The following is a 21,032-nucleotide window of genomic DNA, read 5'->3' as shown; positions in this document are numbered from 1 at the left end:
TCTGGTGGCTGCAGAAGGCGATCCATCTGCCGGCGCCGGCCCTGGCCTGCGCGCCGGTCTCCCAGGCGTGCGGGTAGGCGCATTCATGCATCAGGGATCGCCGGAGGCGCTCGATGAAGACGGTGTCGAGACAGCGCCCCTGCCATCCATCGAGATGCGGGTGCCGGCCCGTTTCAGCCGATCAACCCAAGCGCAGGACGTGAACTGCGAAGCTCGATCGGCGTTCATGATCTCGGGTGGGCCACAGTGGTGGACCGCCTCGTTTCGGGCCGCAACGCAGAAATCCGCCGCCGGCGTGTTCGAGATGCGCCAGGCCAGCAGCTTGCGGGGGAACCGGTCCATGACGGCGACCGGGCAGAGGCAGCCCCGCCGCATCGGCAGGTCGGCGATGCCGGCGCACCCGACCTGGTCGGGTTGCTCGACCCGCCCCCCCAGCGGATAGGGATAGGTCTTGCGCCCGGGCGCGGGCCTGCTGGCAGCGGGTTTCCGGCGGATCGGCATCAAGCGCATGAGCCGCATCAGCCGCCGGCTGCGCGTGACGTTCACGGCATGGCCTTCGTTGTGCAGGGGCCGGGTCATCTGCTGCACGCCGTCATCTGCTGCACGCCGTAGCAGGGCGTTTCCGGAAACTGCCGGTCGATCAGCCGCATAGGGGCGAGGTTCATCCCGGTCTCGTCCCTTGCTGCGCAACAGGACGCGGACCGCGGGATCGAGGACCGCGGGATCGACAGCAGGCGGCATGGCGCCCCGAGCGACAGCGCGGGACGGGAGCGTTCAATCATCGCGTTCGGGATCGGCCTTGAACCGGTGGCGGCTTCGATCCCTCGTCACTGGCCGGTCCAGGGCCTGGGCTTTCCGGACAGGAAGCGTTGGCGCCGGCCGGCTCCCCGATCCGGGCGTGCAGCGACCGCATCGTGGCCTCATCGATCTCGGCCTTCTTCCCGCCGCGTTCGAAGATGTCCGATGCCCCTTCGAGCAGCGCCTTCTTCCATTGATGGATCATCGTCGGGCGCACGCGGTATTCCGCGGCCAGCTCCGGCACGATGCGCCCGCCCTTCACGGCTTCCGGCGCCACCCGAGCCTTGAAGCCCGCGTCATGGTTCCTGCCTTTCGGCATCGTCCGATCCCCTCGTCCCTGGAGACCAGAAGACGGCGGATCGCAGCTTGCCTCACTGGCCGATTCTCGGCGGATGGCTCAGGCTTCTCGCAAACCTCCGACGAATACGCCGCCGAGGAAGCCCGCGAGCTGGTGCGGCGCTTCACGTCCATGAAGGAGCATCTAACATCGGAATAGGTCGTGGGTTGTGGGCAAAAACAGCCTACAACTTTAGCTATAACATATTGATTTTACGTCAACGGACTTTCGCCATCTTCGCGAACCGGCCAGATTTCGGCCCCATGGTGTCGAACCTCTGACACTTTCCCATGCAAGGCATTGATTTTATTTGGCCAGGAAATGCCCTGGTATCAAGCCCCTTGTCAGCCGTCACCACCGGTCCCCGCGGGCCTCCTCCGGGGTATTTTCGCAACGGAAAAATGGCGGGGGGTTACAGCGCCTGGACCAGCCGGCCGGCCAGCGCATGCAGGTCGCGGCGATAGCCCGAGCGCGCCGAGGGCCGGTCGGGGTCCGAGGTCATGGCGATGGCAACCGGCGACCGGCCCATGGAGCCGGCAGGAAACACATAGATCATCTGCCCGCCATAGCCCCAGCCGTAGCGCACCGGCCGGCCGGCGATACGGCTGATGAACCAGCCATAGCCATAGGCCTCGCCGTTGAAGATCGAGCGGGTGCGCGGCTGCCAGCTTTCCGCGATCCAGCCCGGCGGGATCACCCCCTGCCCGCCCGCGGCATAGGCGGCGCCGAAGCAGAGCAGGCTGCGGGTGCTCATCGCCATCTGGTTGCCGCCCAGATGGATGCCCTGCGGGTCGCGGTCCCAGGCGGCAATGGAAAAGCCGGGAATGTCGAGCCAGTCGCGCGCCAGCGCCAGGGTCGAGCGCCCGGAAGCCCGCGCCAGCATGGCCGAGACCAGATGCGTCGAGGCGGTGGAGTAGAGCATCCCCTGCCCGGGATCGGCGACGAAGGGCGCGGCCAGCGCGGCGCGCACCCAGTTGCGGCTGCTGACCCAGGCCCCGTAATTCGGCCCCGACTGCCGTTCCAGCCCCGCCTGCATCGACAGCAGATGACCCAGCGTCAGCCGGGCGAGGCGCGGGTCGGGATCGGCGGGCAGGTCGGCGCGCAGCAATTCGGCCACCCTCTGGTCGGTGCCGGAAAACAGCCCGCGCGCGATGGCGATGCCGGCCAGCGCCGAGACGATGGATTTCGAGGCCGACTTGATGTTGGTCGGCCGGTCCGGGGTGAAGCCGCCGAAGCCGCGCGCCGCCACCTCCTCGCCGTCGCGCCAGATGGCGATGGCGCGCAGCTGCGGCAGGTCCACCACCTCGAGCATCTCGCGCAGCGCGCCCCGCGCCAGGCACGGCATCGCCAGCAGCGGCAGGGCCAGCAGGATTGAACGTCGCCTCATCCGGGTTATATGGGGGACACCGGGTCCGGGCCGAGCAGGCTCACCCATTCGTGACCCTTTCATGTCCGCCAGCCGCCGCCAGCCGGACCCGCAAGACAGGAAAGCCCATGTCCCAGACCGTCATCCTTTCGACCTGCCGCGTGGCGACCGCGCATGCCAGCCGCTACCTGCAACAGCTCTGCAAGCACTGGGCGCACAAGTTCGAGGTCGAGTTCGACCCGAGCCGCGGCCGCATCGCCATGCCCGAGAACCGCACGGTGACGCTGGCGGCCACGCCCGGGGCGCTGGAGATCCGGCTGGAGGCGCCCGAGGAGACCACCGCGCATATGCGCCACATCGTCGACAGCCACATCGCCCGCTTCGCCTTCCGCGAGGAGTTGGCCTTCGACTGGCAACCGGCCTGAGAGCGGTTGCCGCCCCGGAGCCGGGCCGCTAATCTGCGCCGGTCACGAAAGGCCGGTGCATGAGCGAAGAACAGACCTATCAAGTGCTGGCGCGGAAATACCGCCCCGAGACCTTTGCCGATCTGGTCGGCCAGGACGCGATGGTGCGCACGCTGAAGAACGCCTTCGCGGCGGACCGCATCGCCCAGGCCTTCGTGATGACCGGCATCCGCGGCACCGGCAAGACCACCACGGCGCGCATCATCGCCAAGGGGCTGAACTGCACCGGCCCCGACGGCCAGGGCGGCCCGACGACCGAACCCTGCGGGGTCTGCGAGCATTGCGTGGCGATCTCCGAAGGCCGGCATGTCGACGTGATGGAGATGGACGCCGCATCTAGAACCGGCGTGAATGATATCCGGGAAATCATTGAATCGGTTCACTATCGCGCGGCTTCGGCGCGCTACAAGATCTATATCATCGACGAAGTCCACATGCTGTCCACCAGCGCCTTCAACGCGCTTCTGAAGACGCTGGAGGAACCACCGCCGCATGTGAAGTTCATCTTCGCCACCACGGAAATCCGCAAGGTACCGGTCACGGTGCTGTCGCGCTGCCAGCGCTTCGACCTGCGCCGCATCGAGCCCGAGGTGATGATCGCGCTGCTGCGCCGCATCGCCTCGGCCGAAGGCGCGCAGATCACCGACGACGCGCTGGCGCTGATCACCCGCGCCGCCGAGGGCTCGGCCCGCGACGCGACCAGCCTTCTGGACCAGGCCATCAGCCACGGCGCGGGCGAGACGACGGCGGCGCAGGTCCGGGCCATGCTGGGGCTCGCGGATCGCGGCCGGGTGCTCGATCTCTTCGACATGATCCTGCGCGGCGCGGCGGCCGAGGCGCTGGCCGAGCTGCAGGCGCAATATGCCGATGGCGCCGACCCGATGGCGGTCTTGCGCGACCTGGCCGAGATCACGCATTGGGTCTCGATCGTGAAGATCACCCCCGAGGCGCTGGACGACCCCACCATCGGCCCCGACGAACGCGCCCGCGGCCAGCAGATCGCGGAAAAGGTGCCGATGCGGGCGCTGACCCGGCTGTGGCAGATGCTGCTCAAGGCGCTCGACGAGGTCGGCCAGGCCCCGAATGCGATGATGGCGGCCGAGATGGCGATCATCCGCCTGACCCATGTCGCCGACCTGCCCGACCCCGAGGCGCTGATCCGCAAGGTGCAGGCCAGCGCCGCAGCGGGTGCGTTCAGCCGCAGCGCCGCGCCCCCGATACAGCGCAGCGAGGCGCGGCAAGATGCACCGCAGGCTGCCGCGCCCCGCGCGCCCGTCGCCGCACGGCCCGATGGCAGCGCCGCGGCGCTCGCCGTCTCGCCCGATGCGCTGGCGGGATTCCCGGATTTCGAATCGGTGATCGACCTGATCCGGCGCATGCGCGACATGAAGCTCTTGCTCGATGTCGAGGACCATCTGCGGCTGGTTCGCTATTCGCCCGGCCGGATCGAGTTCCAGCCCACCGAACACGCGCCGCGCGACCTGGCGCAGCGGCTGGCAGAACGGCTGCGCGGCTGGACCGGCGGCCAACGCTGGGCGGTGACCGTGACCTCGGACCCCGGCCGGCCCACGATCAGCGAACGGCGCGCCGAACGCGAGGCCGAGGCCCGCGCCCGCGCCATGCAGAACCCGACCGTGCAGGCGATCTTCGCCGCCTTCCCCGGCGCGAAGATCACCCGGATCCGGCCCATCCCGGTGCCGGTTGCGGTTGAAAAACCGGCGGGCGAGGATACATCCCCGCATGAGCTGACCGAAGGCCCGGTGGCCGAGGTCGAGGAATGGGATCCCTTCGAGGACGAGGATTAGGCGATGTTCAAGGGCCTTGGCGACATGGGCGATCTGTCAAAGATGATGGAGGCCGCCCAGCAGATGCAAAGCAAGATGGCCGAGATGCAGGAGGGGCTGAACCGCCTGACCGTCACCGGCGAGGCCGGGGCCGGCCTGGTCAAGGCCACGGCGACGGCCAAGGGCGAGCTGACGGCGCTCGACATCGACCCCTCGATCTTCAAGGCCGAGGACAAGGAAGTGGTCGAGGATCTGATCCTGGCCGCGATCAAGGACGCGCAGCGCCGGGCGCAGGACAAGGCGGCCGAGGAAATGGCCCGCCTGACCCGCGAACTGGGCCTGCCCGCCGGCATGAAAATGCCCTTCTGACCGATGTCGACCGCCTCCGGCGACGAGATCGAGACGCTGATCGCCACCATGGCGCGGCTGCCGGGGCTCGGGCCGCGCTCGGCGCGGCGCATCGTTCTGCACCTGATCCGCCGCCGCGCCGGGCAGATGGCGCAGCTGGCGGCGCTGATGGCCAGCGTGGCGGAAAACGCCCGCGAATGCCTGGTCTGCGGCAATATCACCCAGGCCGACATCTGCCCGATCTGCGCGGACCCGGCCCGCGCCACCGGCGAGATCTGCGTGGTGACCGAGGTGGCCGACCTCTGGGCGCTGGAACGCGGCCGCGCTTTCCACGGCCGTTACCACGTGCTGGGCGGAAGCCTTTCGGCGCTGGACGAAATCGGCCCGGAAGACCTGCGCATCCCCCAGCTTATCGCCCGCATCGCCGAGGAAAACGTCACCGAGATCATCCTCGCCCTCTCGGCCACGGTCGAGGGCCAGACCACCGCGCATTACATCGCCGAGGCCCTGGCCCCGGCCGGCGTCGCCGTGACCGGCCTGGCCCAGGGGGTGCCGATCGGCGGGGAACTGGACTATCTCGACGACGGCACCATCACCGCCGCGCTGCGCGCCCGCCGCCAGTTCTAGCGGCGCCCGCAGAGCCGGGGCTCTGCCCCGGACCCCGGGGTATTTTTGAAACGGAGAAAGACGCGGGAAGCGAACCCAGGCTGCGCATGACAAAAGGGGCTCCGAAACCGGCGCCCCTTGGCATTCTTTGTTCTCCAAATACTCCGGGCTGAGTTGTGCTTCACTTCTGCACATGCATGAGGAGGTGGGATGGCAGGCTTCGATCTGACGGATCTCGAGCGGGAGGTGATCCGGCCTTTGTTGCCAACGAAGGTGCGCGGCGTGAAGCGGGTGGATGACCGGCGGGCGTTGAACGGCATCTTCTGGCGGCTGCGGACGGGGGCGCCCTGGGCGGACATTCCAGCGCGCTACGGCCCCTATACGGCTTGCGTGAACCGCTTCAGCCGCTGGCGCAAGGCGGGCCATTGGGCGCGCATTCTGTAAGCCGTGTCAGAGGCTTATGACGGGAAAGTCCAGATGATCGACCCGTCCTCGATCCGGGTTCACCAGCATGGGGCGAACCGCCCGAAAAAGGGGGGCGATCCCGTTGCATGGGGCGCGCGCGCGGTGGGCTGACCGCGAAGATCCACGCTGTGGTCGATGCCCGCGGCCGCCCGATCCGCCTGAACCTGACCGAAGGCCAGGCGCATGACGGACGCTCGGGGGACGATATGGTCGGGTCCATCGGCGCGGGCCGGATCCTGCTCGCCGGCCGGGGCTACGACCGCGACCGGCTGCGCGATAGGCTCGCCGAACGCGGTGCCCGGGCCAATATCCGTCCCATACCGACCCGGAAACGCTTTCCTCCCTTCGATCCGGTTCTCTGCCGCGCCCGCAATCAGATCGAACGGTTCTTCGGCAAACTCAAACATTTCCGGTCCATCGCAACGCGATACGACAAGCGAGACGACAACTTCCTCGCATCCGTACAACTCGCCTCCATCCGCATATGGTTGCGGAGATATGTGTCGGAACCAGGGTGTCAGGCTGTTCTGCCGAAGGCGGAAAACGTCTTCACCCTCGCCGCGAAGCACGCGACGGACGAGCCCACGGCTGAGGCCGGTGATACGGAGGATCCGCTTGATGGGCACGCCTTCCCGTCCCATGCGCTGGATCAGCGCGTTGGTCGGCTGGCGCCTCTGAAACCCTTGATATTGCAGCCGCTCTGCAGCGGTCAGGATGCCAGGGTCGAGGTCGGCATGATAGGCCACCTTGCGGATTTGCGACATCGCGCGGCGGACTGCGGACAGGAACGCATCGCTTGCGTTCTGGAGAAGGTGCCAGCGGTCGGCGACCTGTATGGCGTCCGGAAGAGCTTGTGAGATTGCCCGGCCATACCCGCCATTCCGATCTCGCGCGACAATCTCGATCTGCGGATGACGTCGCAGCCAGGCGGCCACGGTCGCGGGCTCGCGATCCGGCAGGAGGCCGATGACAGCGCGGCGCTTGGGATCACAGACCGGGGTGCCGTAGCGCCGCCCCTTGCGCCACGCCCAGTCGTCAAGGCCGACGACACGCGGTCGCGGAAACGGCGCATTCGCCGGTCGCACCGCGCCTCGCAGGAAGGTGTCTTTGCTGACGCGCAGCAGAATGCGACGCCCAAGTGCCTGGGCAGGTCGGCCCCCATGGCCCGACCAAGATATGCAACGATATCCTGGAAGCGGCCCGTTCGCCGACCATGCGGCTGCGCGAGAGAAACTGGGACTGCCTCGCCAAACGTCTTGACCGGGCATTGCGCAATCAGACATCGGAACCGCCGAACCGAAAGGCGCAGCTGAACAGTTCGGCCGTGGACGGGCAGATCTGCGAGACTGCGGACATAGCGCCCATGTCGGCGCGCCGACCGCAAGCCGCACCCGGGACAGAACGCTTCGGACCGGATCATCTCCGCATCAACCGAAATCACCGCGCCGTCCACCCTGTATCCGGTTGCGCGCACACCCTCAGGCAAGAGCTTGGCATCGCAGCGTGCCGGCATGATGTCCACCTCCTTGAACAAACACACCGAATGTAGAGCGGACGCATACGGACATCACACAATCTGCGTCAGAGCCAGTTTTGCGCGCCGAAACACAGCCGTGCTTAAAATCGAGATCAACGACACAGCTATTTGCCGAGCATTCCAGGGCATAGAGCAAGCATTGACGGATACCTCCGGGCTGATGAACGACCTCGGGGATTCTTTGCTTGCCTCAACCACGAAGCGTTTCAAGGCCGGCATGACGCCGGAAGGAACACCCTTCGTGCCGCGTTCGCCAGTGACGCCTGGGCGCTACGGCAAGGCAGGCGATCGCTACGGAAAGAAGCCTCTGTGGCGGAGCGGTGACCTTTACTGCAAGATCCATATGCAGGCCAAGAAGGACGCCGCCACGATTGGGTCAAACGCCATTCAGGCGGCAATGATGCAGTCCGGTGGTCGCAAGGCCGAATATCCAAACCTCTGGGGCGACATTCCAGCCCGGCCCTTCATCGGCTTTTCTGATGAAGATCGTGGCGACGTGCTGGAAATCATCGACGAATGGTTGCAACGGGCCGCTGGTTCGCCCGGGTAGTGTGGCAGCCAAATTCGCCACACCCCCCGGACTATCGCCTGTAATCGGTTATTCCCACCTGATCCCCCGAATAACAGGCTCAAACCTTTTGACACCGTAGATCAGAGGTTTTGACACATGACAGCCCCCGCGTCCTTCAGCCGAAGCTCAGGCGTCCAGCTTTTCCACCGGCTTCGCCGGCTTGGCGATCTCGATGCGGCGCGGCTTCAGCGCCTCGGGAATCTCGCGCACCAGGTCAATGTTCAGCATGCCGTCCTCGTGGCTCGCCCCTTCGACCCGGACATGGTCGGCCAGGGTGAAGCGGCGCTCGAAGGCGCGGGTGGCGATGCCGCGGTGCAGGTAGCTGCGGCCCTCGTCCTCGGCGGCCTTCCGGCCCGAGACGATGACGGCCCCGTCCTTGACCTCGACATTCAGCTCGTCGGCGGAAAAGCCGGCGACGGCGATCGAGATGCGATAGGCATTCTCGCCGGTCTTCTCGATGTTATAGGGCGGGTAGCTGGCGATATCGGCCGAGAGCGCCCGGTCCATGACATCGGCCATGCGGTCGAAGCCGACCGAGGCACGGTAAAGCGGAGTCAGGTCGAAATTGCGCATGTTTCGCATCCTTCTTCAAGCGATACAAAGGCTTGCCCCCCGGTCCGGGCGGGCAGGTCCGTCGGCGCCGCAAGGGCCCTCCGACAGCGTTGAAGTAGGAATGCGGCCCGCGGCTTTCAAGTCCGGGCCAAGGCGCGGATCGCCCGGCAAAAAGGGCGCGCGGCGGGGCCGCGCGCGCCTCCTGCCTCTCCCGAGCCGCCGCCGTACGGCCGGCGCGCGACCGGCCGATCAGGCGCGGGCAGCAGCCAGCATGCGGGCGATTTCGTCCTTCAGCCCGGCGCGCTTCTTGCGCAACGCGTTCTCGGCCTCCTCCGACATCGGCGTATGGCGGCTTTCCGCCCCCGCAACCTCGTCGTTCACCGCGTCATATTCCTCAAGCAGGCGCGCGAAATGCGCATCCGAGACCTTCAGCTCGTGAATGCGCGCCGCATCGTTCGGAAATTCCTCGTGGATGGCGTGAGGTGCTGCCATTTTCATCTACTCCGGTACAAAGACAACCAGACCGCTGGATAGACGCCGCGCCGCCGGCTGGCAACAACAAGACCACGAGGATAGAACCGCGCCATGGACCCGAACACCGCCCTGCCCGGCCTGACCGCCTTCGGCCCGCTCACCCCGGCCGACCTTGCTGCCCTGCTCTGGCTGTTCCTGGCCTGGCTGGGCATAGGCTGGATCACCGAATACCCGCCCAAGGCCCATCCTTCGGTCACGGTGCTGATGAAGGCGCATCGCCGCGAATGGATGCGACAATTCATCACACGCGACCCGCGCATCTTCGACAGCGCCATCCTGACCACCCTGCGCGAGGGCACGGCCTTCTTCGCCTCGGCCTGCCTGATCGCGGTGGGGGGCGGGCTGGCCCTGATCGGCAATACCGACCAGCTTGCCGGCGTGGCGCGCCAGTTCGACCTGGGCCATGTGCCGACGCTGAAATGGGAAATCAAGATCGTCGTGGTGCTGTTTTTCGTGGCCAATGCGCTGTTGCGCTTCGTCTGGTCGCACCGGCTCTTCGGCTATTGCGCGATCATCATGGCCTCGGTCCCGAACGAGCCCGACGACCCGCGCGCCCTGCCGCTGGCCATGCAGGCGGCCGATATCAACATCACCGCGGCGAAAAGCTTCAACTCGGGGCTGCGCTGCGTCTATTTCGCGCTGGGGGCGCTTGGCTGGCTGGCTGGACCGCTGGGCCTGTTCCTGGCCACCAGCTATGTGCTCTTCATCTCGTGGCGGCGCGAATTTGCCTCACACTCGCGCCGGGCGATCATGAAGCTGGTCCCCGGCGAGACGGGCCTGCCACCAGGCAAGCCCGAGGGCGAGCAGCCCGGCCCCTGACAGCACCACCGCCACCAGCCCCGAGGAACGCCAGCCCCAGCCCGCCGCCAGCGCCAGCCCCGCGAGCCAGGGCCCCAGCGCATTGGCGGCGTTGAAGGCGGCGTGGTTCATCGCCGCGGCCATGCTCTGCGCTTCGCCGGCGACCTCCATCAGCCGGGTCTGCAAGGGCACCACCATGCCCGAGCCCAGGCCCAGCAGGAAGGACGAGGCCAGCATCAGCCCCCAATTGCCCACCGCCCAGGCGGCGAAGGCCTGGGTCGCGGCCATGAACAGCATCAGCCGCAAGGCCGCGCCCCAGGTGCCGTGGCGCATGGTCAGCCGTGCGGCCAGGATGCTGCCCAGAGTGCCGCCGATGCCGAAGGCCGAAAGCGCGGCCGGGATCGCCCAGCCCGGCGCCTGTGTCGTCGCCAGGATTGCGGCCGAAAGATAGGAATAGACCGCAAAAAGCCCGCCGAAGCCGATGGCGCCGACCAGCAGGATCAGCATGACGGCCGGATTGCGCAGCGCCTTCAGCTCGGCCAGCGGCTGCGCATCCCTGGGCGCACCGACCCGCGGCGCCAGCCGCAGGATCAGCCAGCCCGCCAGCAGCGCCAGCACGCCGGGCAGCGCAAAGCCCCAGCGCCAGCCAAGCCCCTGCCCCAGCACCCCGGCCAGCGGCACCCCGGCGATATTGGCGATGGTCAGGCCCAGCAGCACCTGCGTCACCCCCTTGGCGCGCTGGTCCCGCGGCAAGGCATCGGCGGCAAACAGCATGGCCACGCCCAGGAAGCCGCCATGCGGCAGCCCGGCCAGGAAGCGGGTACCGACCAGGGTGCCATAGCCCGGCAGCACCGCCGCCAGCAGGTTCATCACCCCATAGGCCGCGATCAGGGCCGCCAGATAGCGCCGCCGCGGCAGCCGCGCGCCCAGGATCGAGGTGATCGGCGCGCCCACCACCACGCCCAGCGCATAGGCCGACACCACATGGCCGGCCTGCGGCTCGCTGATGCCGAGGTCGCTGGCATACCAGGGCAAGAGCCCCATGGCGGCGAATTCCGATGTGCCGATGGCGAAGGCGCCAAGGCCCAGGGCAAGGATGGCAAGCTTGAGATTGGGCTGCGGCGGCATGGCGGCACCTTCAGGGCTGGCGGATCTGGGAAAATCAGGCCCGCTAGCGTTAACAGATGCGACCATATGCCGCCAAGCCGCCTGCCGCGAAGTCCTGACATGCAATAGGCGCAAGGCTGCGACGGCATGCCGCCGGTTGTCTTCTTCGTTCCCCAAATACCCAAATCCCGCAGCGCGGGCAGGCGCAGCGTCGATGCGGCGACTGAACCTGCAATCTCGGCCCTGCAGAAAATCTTCCGATGAGTATTTTCGGAACGAAGAAGATACCGGGCCAGCGCCTCAGCCCGGCTGCCAGCGTGGCTTGCGCTTGTCGAAGAAGGCGGCGATGCCTTCCTGCGCCTCGTCGCCTTCCCAGACATCGACCAGGGCCTGGATGCTGGCCTCGATCTCGGCCTCGCCGATGGGCGGGCCGAGGCGGCGGGCCAGGCGCTTGGCTGCCGCCACCGCGCCGGGGGCGCAGGAGAGATAGGGCGCGATTTCGGCCTCGACGGCCGCGTCCAGCACCGCGGCATCGGCAAGGCTCGCCAGCAGGTTCAGCCGCATCGCCTCGCCCGCGTCGAAGAGGCGCGCGGACATGAAGACGCGGCGCGCCCTGTCCTCGCCCATGCGGGCCAGGACATAGGGGCCGATGGTGGCGGGGATCAGGCCGAGCCGGGTCTCGGTCAGGCCGAAGCGCGCCTCGGGCACGGCCACGGCGACATCGCAGACCGAGATCAGGCCGACCCCGCCGCCGAAAGCATTGCCCTGGACCCGGCCGATCAGCGGCTTGGGCAGGGTATTCAGCGCGTTCAGCATCATGGCGAGTTCGCGGGCGCCGGCCCGGCGGGTCTCGGCATCGGCGCGCATCTGCTCCTGCATCCAGCCCAGATCGCCGCCGGCGCAGAAGCTCTTGCCCTCGGCCGCCAGCACCACGACGCGCACCGCCGGATCGGCGCCGAGCGCTCGGGCGGCTTCGGTCAATTCGCGGATCATCTGCGCCGACAGCGCATTGTGCTTGTCCGCGCGCGCCAGCCACAGATGCGCCACGCCGCGGGCGTCGGTGTCGATGCGGATCGCCTCCATCATGCTCCTCCTCTCATCGCGCGCGCCATGGCGGCGGCCCGTTCGATCACCGCCATGTCGAGCCCGGTGTCATGGCCTTGCGCAGCCAGATGGGCGGCGACGGCTTCGGTCGCGACATTGCCCGCCGCACCGGGCGCATAGGGGCAGCCGCCCAGGCCTCCGACCGCGGCGTCGAAGACCCGCAACCCACGCGCAAGGCTCGCGTCGATATTCTCCAGCGCCCGGCCGGCGGTGTCGTGGTAATGGCCAGCCAGCCTGTCGGGCGGCAGTTCCTGCAGCACGGCGGAGAGCATGGCATCGATGGTCTCGGGCCGGCCCTGGCCGATGGTGTCGCCCAGGCTGACCTCGTAGCAGCCCATGTCGCGCAAGGCGGCCGCGACGCGGGCGACATTCGCGGGCGGCACCGGCCCATCGAAGGGGCAATCCGTCACCACCGAAACATAGCCGCGCAGCGGAATGCCGTCGGCCCGCGCCGCCTCGGCCACGGGCGCGAAGCGTTCCAGGCTTTCGGCGATGCTGGCGTTCAGGTTGGCGCGCGAGAAGCCTTCCGAGGCCGAGGCGAAGATCGCCACCTCGTCCGCGCCGGCCGCCCGCGCCGCCTCGTAGCCGCGCAGGTTGGGGGTCAGCACCGCGTAGCGGATGCCGGGCCGCCGGGCGATGCCGGCCATGACCTCGGCCGCGTCGGCCATCTGCGGCACCCATTTCGGCGGCACGAAGCTGGTGACCTCGATGCGCCGGAAGCCGGCCTGCGACAGCAGGTCGACCAGCGCGATCTTTTCCGCCGCCGGGATCGGGCGCTTTTCGTTCTGCAGGCCGTCGCGGGGGCCGACTTCGAAGATCTCAACCCTGGACATCGGGCACCTCGTAGAAATCGCGGTCATAGATCGCGTCGCCCCCGGCACGGGCCAGGGCGCGGCGATAGGCGGGACGCGCCGTCATGCGGTCGCGATAGGCCGCCAGCGCCGGATGGTCGGCGGCGGGCAGGAAGCGAAACAGCGCCTCGATATTGAAGCCCAGCATGCAATCGGCAGCGGAAAACCCGGACAGAAGCGTTTCGCGCCCCGCCAGATGGTCGTCCAGCGCCCGGGCGGTGACGGCCAGCCGTTTCGTGTCGAGGCGCATCAGCGGGATCGAGCGCGCGCTTTCGGGCCGCAGGAAGATATGGTGGATGTTCAGGGCCTGCAGGATATTCGCCTGGGTCTCGGCGAAATGCACCCACTCCAGGAAATCGCCGCGCTCGGGCGCGCCCGGTTTCGGGGCCAGCCTGCCCTCGCGCTCGGTCAGGTATTGCAGGATGGCGCCGGATTCGAAGATGGCGCGGCCGTCGATTTCCAGCGCCGGGATGCGGCCTGCGGGGGACAGCGCGCGGAACGCGGCGCTGCGCAGGCTGCCGTCGGTCAGCGACCAGAGCCGCAATTCGCAATCGAGCCCCAGTTCCTCGATCAGCCAGAGCACGCGCATCGAGCGCGAGCCGGGGACGTGATGCAGGATCATGCGTGTTCTTCCTCCTCCAGCCGGATCAGGGCGGCGCCGGCCTCGACCTGGTCGCCGGCCTGGGCGAAGACCTCGGCCACGCGACCGTCGCGGGCGGCAGTCAGCGTGTGTTCCATCTTCATCGCCTCGAGGATCGCCAGAGGCTCGCCCGCCGCCACCTGCTGCCCCGGCTCGACGAAGATCGCCTTGACGAGGCCCGGCATGGGCGAAAGCGTCATGCCGCCGCCCGCCTCCTCGCCGCCGCGGGCCAGCGGGTCGAGGGGGGCGAGCGTCAGCGAGCGGCCGCCGAAGACGCTGGTTCCCGCGGCGTGGTTGACGATGCGCGAGCGGCGCGGGCTGCCGTCGACCCACCAGCGCCCGCCCTCATAGCCGATCTCATGCGTGCTGCCGTCCAGCGTGACGCGGGCGGCACCGGGGCCCAGCACCTCCAGCACCGCCTCGCCGCCCTCCCAGGCGATGGTGCGGCGCAGGGGCTGCCAAAGGGTGATGCCACCGCGCAGCATCGGATCGTCCAATCCGGCAAGGCCGAGGACCGCCAGGGCCTTGGCCCGCGGATCGGGCTCGGCGGCGGCGACCAGCGCCTGAAGGTCGCGGGCGATCAGGCCGGTATCGACTTCGCCCTTGCCGAAACCCTCGTGCCGGGTCAGCGCGATCAGGAAATCGACATTGGTGACCGAGCCCGCCACCTCGGTATCGACCAGCGCCGATTCCAGTGCCCGCAGCGCGATGGCGCGGGTCGCGCCATGGGTGACGATCTTGGCGATCATCGGATCATACCAGGGCGAGATCGCGTCGCCGGGCCGCACCCCGGTCTCGATCCGGGCATGGTTGGGAAAGCGCAGATGCGCAAGGGTTCCGGTGGCGGGCAGGAAGCCCGCCGGCACGTCCTCGGCATAGAGCCGGGCCTCGAAGGCATGGCCGGTGATGGTCAGATCCTCCTGCCGGGCCGGCAGGGGCTCGCCGCTGGCGACGCGCAGCTGCCATTCCACCAGATCGACGCCGGTGATCAGTTCGGTCACCGGATGCTCGACCTGCAGGCGGGTGTTCATCTCCATGAACCAGAAACCGTCGGGGCGCAGGCCCTGGCTGGCATCGACGATGAATTCGACCGTGCCGGCGCCGGCATAGCCGATGGCCTCGGCGGCGCGGGCGGCGGCCGCGCCCATGGCCGCGCGCATCTCGGGCGTCATGCCGGGGGCCGGGGCTTCCTCGATCACCTTCTGGTGACGGCGTTGCAGCGAGCAGTCGCGTTCGAACAGGTGCAGCGCGCGGCTGCCGTCGCCAAAGACCTGCACCTCGATATGGCGGGGCTGCTGGATGTATTTCTCGATCAGCACCGCCGGGTTGCCGAAGGCGGTGGCGGCCTCGCCCTGCGCCGATTGCAGCGCGGCCGGGAAGTCCCGCGCATGCTCAACCAGGCGCATGCCCTTGCCGCCGCCGCCGGCCACCGCCTTGATCAGCACCGGATAGCCGATTCTGTCGGCCTGGTCCGCCAGATGGGCGGCGTCCTGGTTCTCGCCGTGATAGCCGGGCACGACCGGCACGCCCGCCTCGGCCATCAGCGCCTTGGCGGCGTCCTTGAGGCCCATCTTGCGGATCGCCTGTGCCGAGGGGCCGATGAAGGCCAGCCCCGCCGCCGTCACCGCATCGACGAAATCCGGGTTCTCGCTGAGGAAGCCGTAGCCTGGATGGATGGCCTGCGCGCCGGTCTCGCGCGCGGCCTGGATGATGGCGTCGCCGCGCAGGTAGCTGTCCCTGGGCGCCGGACCGCCGATCGGCACGGCCTCGTCGGCCATGGCGACGTGGCGGGCGCCGCGATCGGCCTCGGAATAGACTGCGACGGTGCGCACGCCCAGCTTGCGGGCGGTGTCGATGACCCGGCAGGCGATCTCGCCGCGGTTGGCGATCAGGATCTTCTGGAACATGGGCAGCTCCTCGTGGCGCGGGCGGCGCCGGGGGTTTCACACCCCCGGACCCCCGTGGGGTATTGGGGAAACGGAGAAATCATCGGCGGGCCTCGTCCACCGCACGGCGAAGCGTGGCGTGGCTGGCGGCGTCGAAGCCGACCAGAGTTACCTCGAGGCCGGCGCCGTGGCCGAGGATGGTGGCCACGGCGATGCGGGCGGCACGCTCGGCCGGGAAGCCGTAGATGCCGGTCGAGATCGCCGGGAAGGCGATGCGGGCGAGGTCATGGGCCTGGGCGAGGAGCAGGCTGTGGCGATAGGCGCTGGCGAGCAGCGCGTCCTCCTCCGCCCCGCCGCCCCGCCAGACCGGGCCGACGGCATGGATCACGTAGCGGGCCGGCAGGGCGTAGCCGCGGGTGATGCGGGCCTCGCCGGTCGGGCAGCCGCCGATGCTGCGGCATTCGTCGAGCAGTTCGGGCCCGGCGGCGCGGTGGATGGCGCCGTCCACCCCGCCGCCGCCCAGCAGGCTGCGATTGGCGGCGTTGACGATGGCGTCCATGGCGAGCCGGGTGATGTCGCCTTGCAGGGTGGTGAGGCGGGGCCGGTCCATGGCCGTCACATCCGGAAGATGCCGAAGCGGGTCGGCTCGATCGGCGCGTTGAGGCTGGCGCGCAGGCTCAGCGCCAGCACGTCGCGGGTCTTGCGCGGGTCGATGATGCCGTCGTCCCAGAGCCGGGCCGAGGCATAGAGCGGGTGGGACTGGCGCTCGAACATCTCGATGGTGGGGCGCTTGAACTCGGCCTCTTCCTCGGGCGACCAGCTGCCGCCCTGGCGCTCGATCCCCTCGCGGCGCACGGTGGCGAGCACGCCCGCCGCCTGCTCGCCGCCCATCACCGAGATGCGCGAATTGGGCCAGGTCCAGAGGAAGCGCGGCCCATAGGCGCGGCCGGCCATGCCGTAATTGCCCGCCCCGAAGCTGCCGCCGACCAGCATGGTGATCTTGGGCACGCTGGTCGTCGCCACCGCCGTCACCATCTTGGCGCCGTGCCGGGCAATGCCCTCGTTCTCGTATTTGCGGCCGACCATGAAGCCGGTGACATTCTGCAGGAAGACCAGCGGGATGCCGCGCATCGAGCAGAGTTCGATGAAATGCGCGCCCTTCTGCGCGGCCTCCGAGAAGATCACGCCGTTATTGGCGACGATGCCGATGGGGCAGCCTTCCAGATGGGCGAAACCCGTCACCAGCGTCTCGCCGAAGCGGGCCTTGAACTCGTCGAAGCGCGAGCCGTCCACGACGCGCGCGATCACCTCGCGGATGTCATAGGGGATCTTCAGGTCGGCGGGGACGACGCCCAGGATCTCCTCGGGGTCATGGGCCGGGGGCTCGGGAGGTTGCCATTGCACGGTCGCGGGCAGGCTGCGGTTGAGGTTCCCGATGGCACGGCGGGCGAGGGCGAGGGCATGGGCGTCGTCCTCGGCCAGGTAGTCGGCCACGCCCGAAAGCCGGGTGTGCACGTCGCCGCCGCCCAGATCCTCGGCCGAGACCACCTCGCCGGTCGCGGCCCGGACCAAGGGCGGGCCGGCGAGGAAGATCGTGCCCTGGCCCTTGACGATGATCGTCACGTCGGACATGGCCGGGACATAGGCGCCGCCCGCCGTGCAGCTGCCCATGACCACGGCGATCTGCGCGATGCCCTTGGCCGACATCCGCGCCTGGTTGTAGAAGATGCGGCCGAAATGGTCGCGGTCGGGAAAGACCTCGTCCTGGTTGGGCAGGTTGGCGCCGCCGGAATCGACCAGGTAGACGCAGGGCAGCTGGCATTCCTCGGCGATCTCCTGCGCGCGCAGGTGCTTTTTCACCGTCATCGGGTAATAGGTGCCGCCCTTGACCGTGGCATCGTTGGCCACCACCATCACCTCTTGCCCATGCACCCGGCCGATGCCGGCGATCACGCCCGCGCAGGGCGCGGCGCCGTCATACATGCCATGCGCGGCCGTGGCGCCGATCTCCAGGAAGGGCGAGCCGGGATCGAGCAGATTCGCCACCCGCTCGCGCGGCGGCATCTTGCCGCGGGCGACATGGCGCTCCAGCGCCTTCGCGCCGCCGCCCGACGCCGCGGCCAGCGCCGCCTCGCGCACGGTTTCCAGCATGGCCAGATGCGCCGCGCGATTGGCGCGGAAGGTTTCCGAGGAAGGCAGGACCGAGGTGCCAAGCTTCATCGCATCATCCTTTCGGGCAGGGTGCCGGAGATCTGCGCCAGTTTGTCGCAGGTCGGCCAAAAGCGGAAATCTTGATCCAGATCAACGTCGAAGCCCGAAGCAAGGCGCGATGAGCGGACATGCGACAAGAAGAGAGGATCGCCATGAGACACAAGCTTGCCATTGCCGCGGCACTTGCCGCGCTTGCTTCGCCTGCACTTGCGCAATCGCAAGGCGAATGGACGCTCGGCTTCGGGATCGCGCATGTGAATCCGAAATCGGACAATGGCGTGCTGGCAGGGCCGACGCCGATCAGCATCGACGACAGCGCCCGCCCCAGCATCACCTTCGAATATTTCATCCGCGACAATATCGGCATCGAGGTGCTGGGCGCCCTGCCCTTCAAGCATTCGATCAAGTCGAACGGGACCGAGATCGGCACGGTCAAGCACCTGCCGCCGGTCGTCTCGCTGCAATATCACTTTGACATGCATCCGCGCTGGAAGCCCTTTGTCGGCCTGGGCGTGAACTTCACCGGTTTCTGGGACGGCGAGGCCAAGGGGCCGCTGGCCGGCAGCGAATTGCGGGTCAAGAACAGCTGGGGCCTGGCCGCGCATCTGGGCGTGGATCACTGGATCAACGACCGCTCGGCCCTGCGCGCCGACCTGCGCTGGATCGACATCAATGCCGATGTCGAGCTGGACGGCGCCAATATCGGCTCGGTCGATGTCGATCCGGTGGTTGCCGGCATCAGCTATGTGATCAAGTTCTAGGCCGCCGTCACGGCCTTGCGGGGGGCGCTGCCATCGGCGGCGCCCCTTTTGCGTGTCTCTGCTCATCGCCGTCCTGTTCATCGCGGGTCTACCAGCGCCATGAGCAGCGCCACCTGCCGCGCCGTCTCGTCCCGGATGCAGCGGGCACGGGCCAGGTCGCCCTTGCCCTCGGCCGCCGCGTCCCGGACCTGGTTGCACAGATCCTCGCGGAACTGCAGCCAACTGCGCTCGGCCTGGCGCAGCATCTCCTGCGCCCCGTTGTCCTTCTTTCCCTGGGCCTTCAGCGCCGCCTCGTAGACCCCGGTCAGCTTCGCCTCCCAGGCCTGATGCGAGGCGTCGAGGCAGTTCGCCATCGGAAAATCCGGGTCGTCGCCGGTATATTTGCCGCGTGCGTAGTCGAGGCAGGCTTCCATGCCGGTCGCGGCGCAATCGGCGCGGGTGCCCTGGGTCGAGGCATCGGCAAGGCAACGGTCGATGGCGGCGGGATCGAAGCCCGAGGCATCGCCGGCCAAGCACGGCGCCGCCAGCAGCAGGGCCAGCGCGCATCCGGCCAGGCGGTTCATTCCATCCCCTCCGCGATGTCGCGCAGGCGCAGCGCCTGTTCGGCCGTCAGGCGCAGCACGCAATCCTGGGCTGCCGGACCGCCCAGCGTGCCGCCCTGATAGCGCAGGCTCTCATAGCGGCAAGAGGCATCGCGGAAGGCGATCCAGTGGCGCTGCGCCTGCTGCAGGGCCGGGGCCGCCGGTTCGGCGGCCGAGCCGAGATCGGCCAGTTCCGCATCCGCCGCCTTGGCGGCCTTCAGCGCCCGCTCGTAATAGCCGTTCAGCAGCGTGTCCCAATCCTTCGCCTCATGGCCCAGGCATTCCACCATGCCCACGGTGGTCTCGCCGCCCGCTGTCGCCATGCATTGCGTCGAGGCCTGGCCAATGCAGCTTCGCAGCCCCGGCGCGGCGCTGGCATCGGCTTCCGCATCCGCAATGCATTTCGCGAAACCATCGGCATCGTATCGCGGGCCGTCCTGGGCCAGCGCCGGGCCGGCGGCCAGCAGCAGGGACAGGACAAGCAGGCGCATCAGGCGATCTCCATCAGCTGGCGACCGATCAGCATGCGGCGGATTTCCGAGGTGCCGGCGCCGATCTCCATCAGCTTGGCGTCGCGGAACAGCCGGCTGACCACCGAATCGTTCAGGAAGCCCGCGCCCCCCAGCGCCTGCACCGCCTGATGCGCCTGCACCATGGCTTGTTCGCTGGCGTAAAGCACCGCGCCCGCCGCGTCCTGTCGCGTCACCTTGCCGGCATCGCAGGCTTTCGCCACCTCGTAGACATAGGCCCGCGCCGTGTTCAGCGCGACATACATGTCGGCGATCTTGCCCTGCATCAGCTGGAACGAACCGATCGGCTGGCCGAACTGCTTGCGTTCCTTGACATAGGGCATCACCTCGTCGAGGCAGGCAGCCATGATGCCGGTGCCGATGCCCGACAGCACCAGCCGCTCGTAATCGAGGCCGGACATCAGCACCCGCACGCCCTTGCCTTCCTCGCCCAGCACGTTCTCGAAGGGCACCTCGCAATCCTGGAAGATCAGCTCGCCGGTGTTCGAGCCGCGCATGCCCAGCTTGTCGAAATGCGGGCTGGTCGAGAAGCCCTTCATGCCGCGTTCGACGATGAAGGCGGTGATGCCCTTGCTGCCGGCCTCGGGGTCGGTCTTGGCATAGACCACCAGCGTATGGGCGTCGGGCGCGTTGGTGATCCAGTATTTGTTGCCGTTCAGCACATAGCGGTCGTTCTTCTTCTCGGCCCGCAGCTTCATGCCGACCACGTCACTGCCCGCGCCTTCCTCGGACATGGCCAGCGCGCCGACCGCCTTGCCGCTGCACAGGTCTGGCAGGTATTTCGCCCGCTGCTCGTCGGTGCCGTTCAGCTTGATCTGGTTCACGCAAAGATTGGAATGCGCGCCATAGGACAGGCTGACCGAGGCCGAAGCGCGGGCGATCTCCTCGGTGGCGATCACATGCGCCAGATAGCCCATGCCGCTGCCGCCAAGATCTTCGGACACGGTGATGCCCAGAAGGCCCAGCTCGCCCATCTCGCGCCACAGCTCGTTCGGAAAGGCGTTGCTGCGGTCGACCTCGGCCGCGATGGGCTTCACCCGCTCCTGCGCCCAGCGATGGACGGTGTCGCGCAGGGCGTTCACGTCCTCGCCCAGGTCGAACTGCATTCCCGCGGTGAACATCGGCCATCTCCTCCATTTATTGAACGAGTGTTCATTTAACTGGTTTATGCCGCCGGGGCGGGGCCCGCGTCAAGCCTTCT

General features: G+C 68.2%; 22 protein-coding genes and 3 pseudogenes. 8 read left to right on the top strand and 17 right to left on the bottom strand.

The window, feature by feature from the left end; translation table 11 throughout:
- Positions 1–90 precede the first annotated feature (90 nt).
- From ESD82_RS14700 to ESD82_RS14690, 3 genes are all read right to left on the bottom strand, one after another.
- Complete coding sequence (locus ESD82_RS14700; RefSeq protein ID WP_147427733.1) at positions 91–741, bottom strand: DDE-type integrase/transposase/recombinase; 651 nt, start codon at positions 739–741, stop codon at positions 91–93.
- Between the two features lie 37 nt (positions 742–778).
- Positions 779–1,117 (bottom strand): transposase, encoded by a 339-nt coding sequence (locus ESD82_RS14695; protein WP_147427978.1) that lies wholly within the window; start codon positions 1,115–1,117, stop codon positions 779–781.
- Between the two features lie 430 nt (positions 1,118–1,547).
- Positions 1,548–2,522: a serine hydrolase domain-containing protein gene (locus tag ESD82_RS14690; protein ID WP_147428016.1), complete on the bottom strand. Its 975-nt coding sequence runs from the start codon at positions 2,520–2,522 to the stop codon at positions 1,548–1,550.
- Between the two features lie 107 nt (positions 2,523–2,629).
- Here ESD82_RS14690 and ESD82_RS14685 point away from each other — a divergent pair, with 107 nt between their 5' ends.
- From ESD82_RS14685 to ESD82_RS14665, 5 genes and pseudogenes are all read left to right on the top strand, one after another.
- Complete coding sequence (locus ESD82_RS14685) at positions 2,630–2,926, top strand: DUF2218 domain-containing protein (RefSeq protein ID WP_147428017.1); 297 nt, start codon at positions 2,630–2,632, stop codon at positions 2,924–2,926.
- A 59-nt stretch (positions 2,927–2,985) separates the two neighbouring features.
- The gene (locus tag ESD82_RS14680; RefSeq protein WP_147428018.1) at positions 2,986–4,770 is read left to right on the top strand and encodes a DNA polymerase III subunit gamma/tau; all 1,785 of its coding nucleotides are present in this window, start codon (positions 2,986–2,988) and stop codon (positions 4,768–4,770) included.
- 3 nt (positions 4,771–4,773) lie between these two features.
- Positions 4,774–5,118, top strand: coding sequence for a YbaB/EbfC family nucleoid-associated protein (locus ESD82_RS14675; RefSeq protein ID WP_147428019.1), 345 nt, complete (start codon positions 4,774–4,776; stop codon positions 5,116–5,118).
- Positions 5,119–5,121: 3 nt separating this feature from the next.
- Positions 5,122–5,724: a recombination mediator RecR gene (recR, locus tag ESD82_RS14670; RefSeq protein ID WP_024846167.1), complete on the top strand. Its 603-nt coding sequence runs from the start codon at positions 5,122–5,124 to the stop codon at positions 5,722–5,724.
- Positions 5,725–5,913: 189 nt separating this feature from the next.
- Positions 5,914–6,656, top strand: a pseudogene (locus ESD82_RS14665) (IS5 family transposase); the annotation flags it as partial.
- A gap of 321 nt (positions 6,657–6,977) precedes the next feature.
- Here the strand turns inward: ESD82_RS14665 and ESD82_RS22245 are convergent.
- Together ESD82_RS22245 and ESD82_RS22240 are read right to left on the bottom strand one after the other, a co-directional pair.
- Positions 6,978–7,436, bottom strand: a pseudogene (locus ESD82_RS22245) (ISL3 family transposase); the annotation flags it as partial.
- A gap of 71 nt (positions 7,437–7,507) precedes the next feature.
- A pseudogene (locus ESD82_RS22240) lies at positions 7,508–7,588 on the bottom strand (hypothetical protein); the annotation flags it as partial.
- A gap of 193 nt (positions 7,589–7,781) precedes the next feature.
- Between ESD82_RS22240 and ESD82_RS14655 the strand changes: the two are divergent.
- The gene (locus ESD82_RS14655) at positions 7,782–8,255 is read left to right on the top strand and encodes a phage virion morphogenesis protein (RefSeq protein ID WP_024845093.1); all 474 of its coding nucleotides are present in this window, start codon (positions 7,782–7,784) and stop codon (positions 8,253–8,255) included.
- A 147-nt stretch (positions 8,256–8,402) separates the two neighbouring features.
- Here the strand turns inward: ESD82_RS14655 and ESD82_RS14650 are convergent, their stop codons facing one another.
- On the bottom strand, positions 8,403–8,849 hold the full coding sequence (locus ESD82_RS14650) for an Hsp20 family protein (RefSeq protein WP_024845092.1): 447 nt from the start codon (positions 8,847–8,849) through the stop codon (positions 8,403–8,405).
- A 228-nt stretch (positions 8,850–9,077) separates the two neighbouring features.
- The gene (locus tag ESD82_RS14645; protein ID WP_024845091.1) at positions 9,078–9,320 is read right to left on the bottom strand and encodes a YdcH family protein; all 243 of its coding nucleotides are present in this window, start codon (positions 9,318–9,320) and stop codon (positions 9,078–9,080) included.
- A 93-nt stretch (positions 9,321–9,413) separates the two neighbouring features.
- Between ESD82_RS14645 and ESD82_RS14640 the strand changes: the two genes are divergently transcribed.
- A complete protein-coding gene (locus tag ESD82_RS14640) occupies positions 9,414–10,181 on the top strand; it encodes a DUF599 domain-containing protein (protein ID WP_028710548.1) in 768 nt (255 codons plus the stop codon).
- Here ESD82_RS14640 and ESD82_RS14635 read toward each other — a convergent pair.
- The 7 genes from ESD82_RS14635 to ESD82_RS14605 form a co-directional block, all read right to left on the bottom strand.
- Positions 10,092–11,288, bottom strand: coding sequence for an MFS transporter (locus ESD82_RS14635; protein ID WP_147428021.1), 1,197 nt, complete (start codon positions 11,286–11,288; stop codon positions 10,092–10,094). The genes ESD82_RS14640 and ESD82_RS14635 overlap by 90 nt on opposite strands.
- A 279-nt stretch (positions 11,289–11,567) precedes the next feature.
- On the bottom strand, positions 11,568–12,353 hold the full coding sequence (locus ESD82_RS14630) for a crotonase/enoyl-CoA hydratase family protein (protein WP_024845088.1): 786 nt from the start codon (positions 12,351–12,353) through the stop codon (positions 11,568–11,570).
- Entirely contained in the window at positions 12,350–13,204 is an 855-nt protein-coding gene (locus tag ESD82_RS14625) for a hydroxymethylglutaryl-CoA lyase (protein ID WP_147428022.1), read from the bottom strand. Before ESD82_RS14625 ends, ESD82_RS14630 begins: the two co-directional genes overlap by 4 nt.
- Entirely contained in the window at positions 13,191–13,844 is a 654-nt protein-coding gene (locus tag ESD82_RS14620) for a glutathione S-transferase family protein (RefSeq protein ID WP_147428023.1), read from the bottom strand. The genes ESD82_RS14625 and ESD82_RS14620 overlap by 14 nt, the downstream gene beginning before the upstream one ends.
- Positions 13,841–15,769 (bottom strand): acetyl-CoA carboxylase biotin carboxylase subunit, encoded by a 1,929-nt coding sequence (locus tag ESD82_RS14615; RefSeq protein WP_147428024.1) that lies wholly within the window; start codon positions 15,767–15,769, stop codon positions 13,841–13,843. The genes ESD82_RS14620 and ESD82_RS14615 overlap by 4 nt, the downstream gene beginning before the upstream one ends.
- 79 nt (positions 15,770–15,848) lie before the next feature.
- On the bottom strand, positions 15,849–16,358 hold the full coding sequence (locus ESD82_RS14610; protein WP_024845084.1) for an O-acetyl-ADP-ribose deacetylase: 510 nt from the start codon (positions 16,356–16,358) through the stop codon (positions 15,849–15,851).
- Positions 16,359–16,363: 5 nt separating this feature from the next.
- On the bottom strand, positions 16,364–17,968 hold the full coding sequence (locus ESD82_RS14605) for a carboxyl transferase domain-containing protein (RefSeq protein WP_024845083.1): 1,605 nt from the start codon (positions 17,966–17,968) through the stop codon (positions 16,364–16,366).
- 143 nt (positions 17,969–18,111) lie between these two features.
- On the opposite strand from ESD82_RS14605, the gene ESD82_RS14600 reads away from it, so the two are divergent.
- A complete protein-coding gene (locus ESD82_RS14600; RefSeq protein WP_147428025.1) occupies positions 18,112–18,720 on the top strand; it encodes an OmpW/AlkL family protein in 609 nt (202 codons plus the stop codon).
- 77 nt (positions 18,721–18,797) lie between these two features.
- Here ESD82_RS14600 and ESD82_RS14595 read toward each other — a convergent pair whose 3' ends face one another.
- Genes ESD82_RS14595 through ESD82_RS14585 form a run of 3 tightly spaced genes read right to left on the bottom strand, consistent with a single transcriptional unit; the run spans position 18,798 to position 20,952 of the window.
- Positions 18,798–19,283, bottom strand: coding sequence for a lysozyme inhibitor LprI family protein (locus ESD82_RS14595; RefSeq protein WP_024845081.1), 486 nt, complete (start codon positions 19,281–19,283; stop codon positions 18,798–18,800).
- On the bottom strand, positions 19,280–19,792 hold the full coding sequence (locus ESD82_RS14590; protein WP_147428026.1) for a lysozyme inhibitor LprI family protein: 513 nt from the start codon (positions 19,790–19,792) through the stop codon (positions 19,280–19,282). Before ESD82_RS14590 ends, ESD82_RS14595 begins: the two co-directional genes overlap by 4 nt.
- Positions 19,792–20,952 (bottom strand): isovaleryl-CoA dehydrogenase, encoded by a 1,161-nt coding sequence (locus tag ESD82_RS14585; RefSeq protein ID WP_147428027.1) that lies wholly within the window; start codon positions 20,950–20,952, stop codon positions 19,792–19,794. Before ESD82_RS14585 ends, ESD82_RS14590 begins: the two co-directional genes overlap by 1 nt.
- Between the last annotated feature and the right edge of the window lie 80 nt (positions 20,953–21,032).

This window comes from Paracoccus pantotrophus, assembly GCF_008824185.1.
Taxonomy (GTDB): Bacteria; Pseudomonadota; Alphaproteobacteria; order Rhodobacterales; family Rhodobacteraceae; genus Paracoccus; species Paracoccus pantotrophus.
This window is presented reverse-complemented; position numbering and strand designations above follow the sequence as displayed.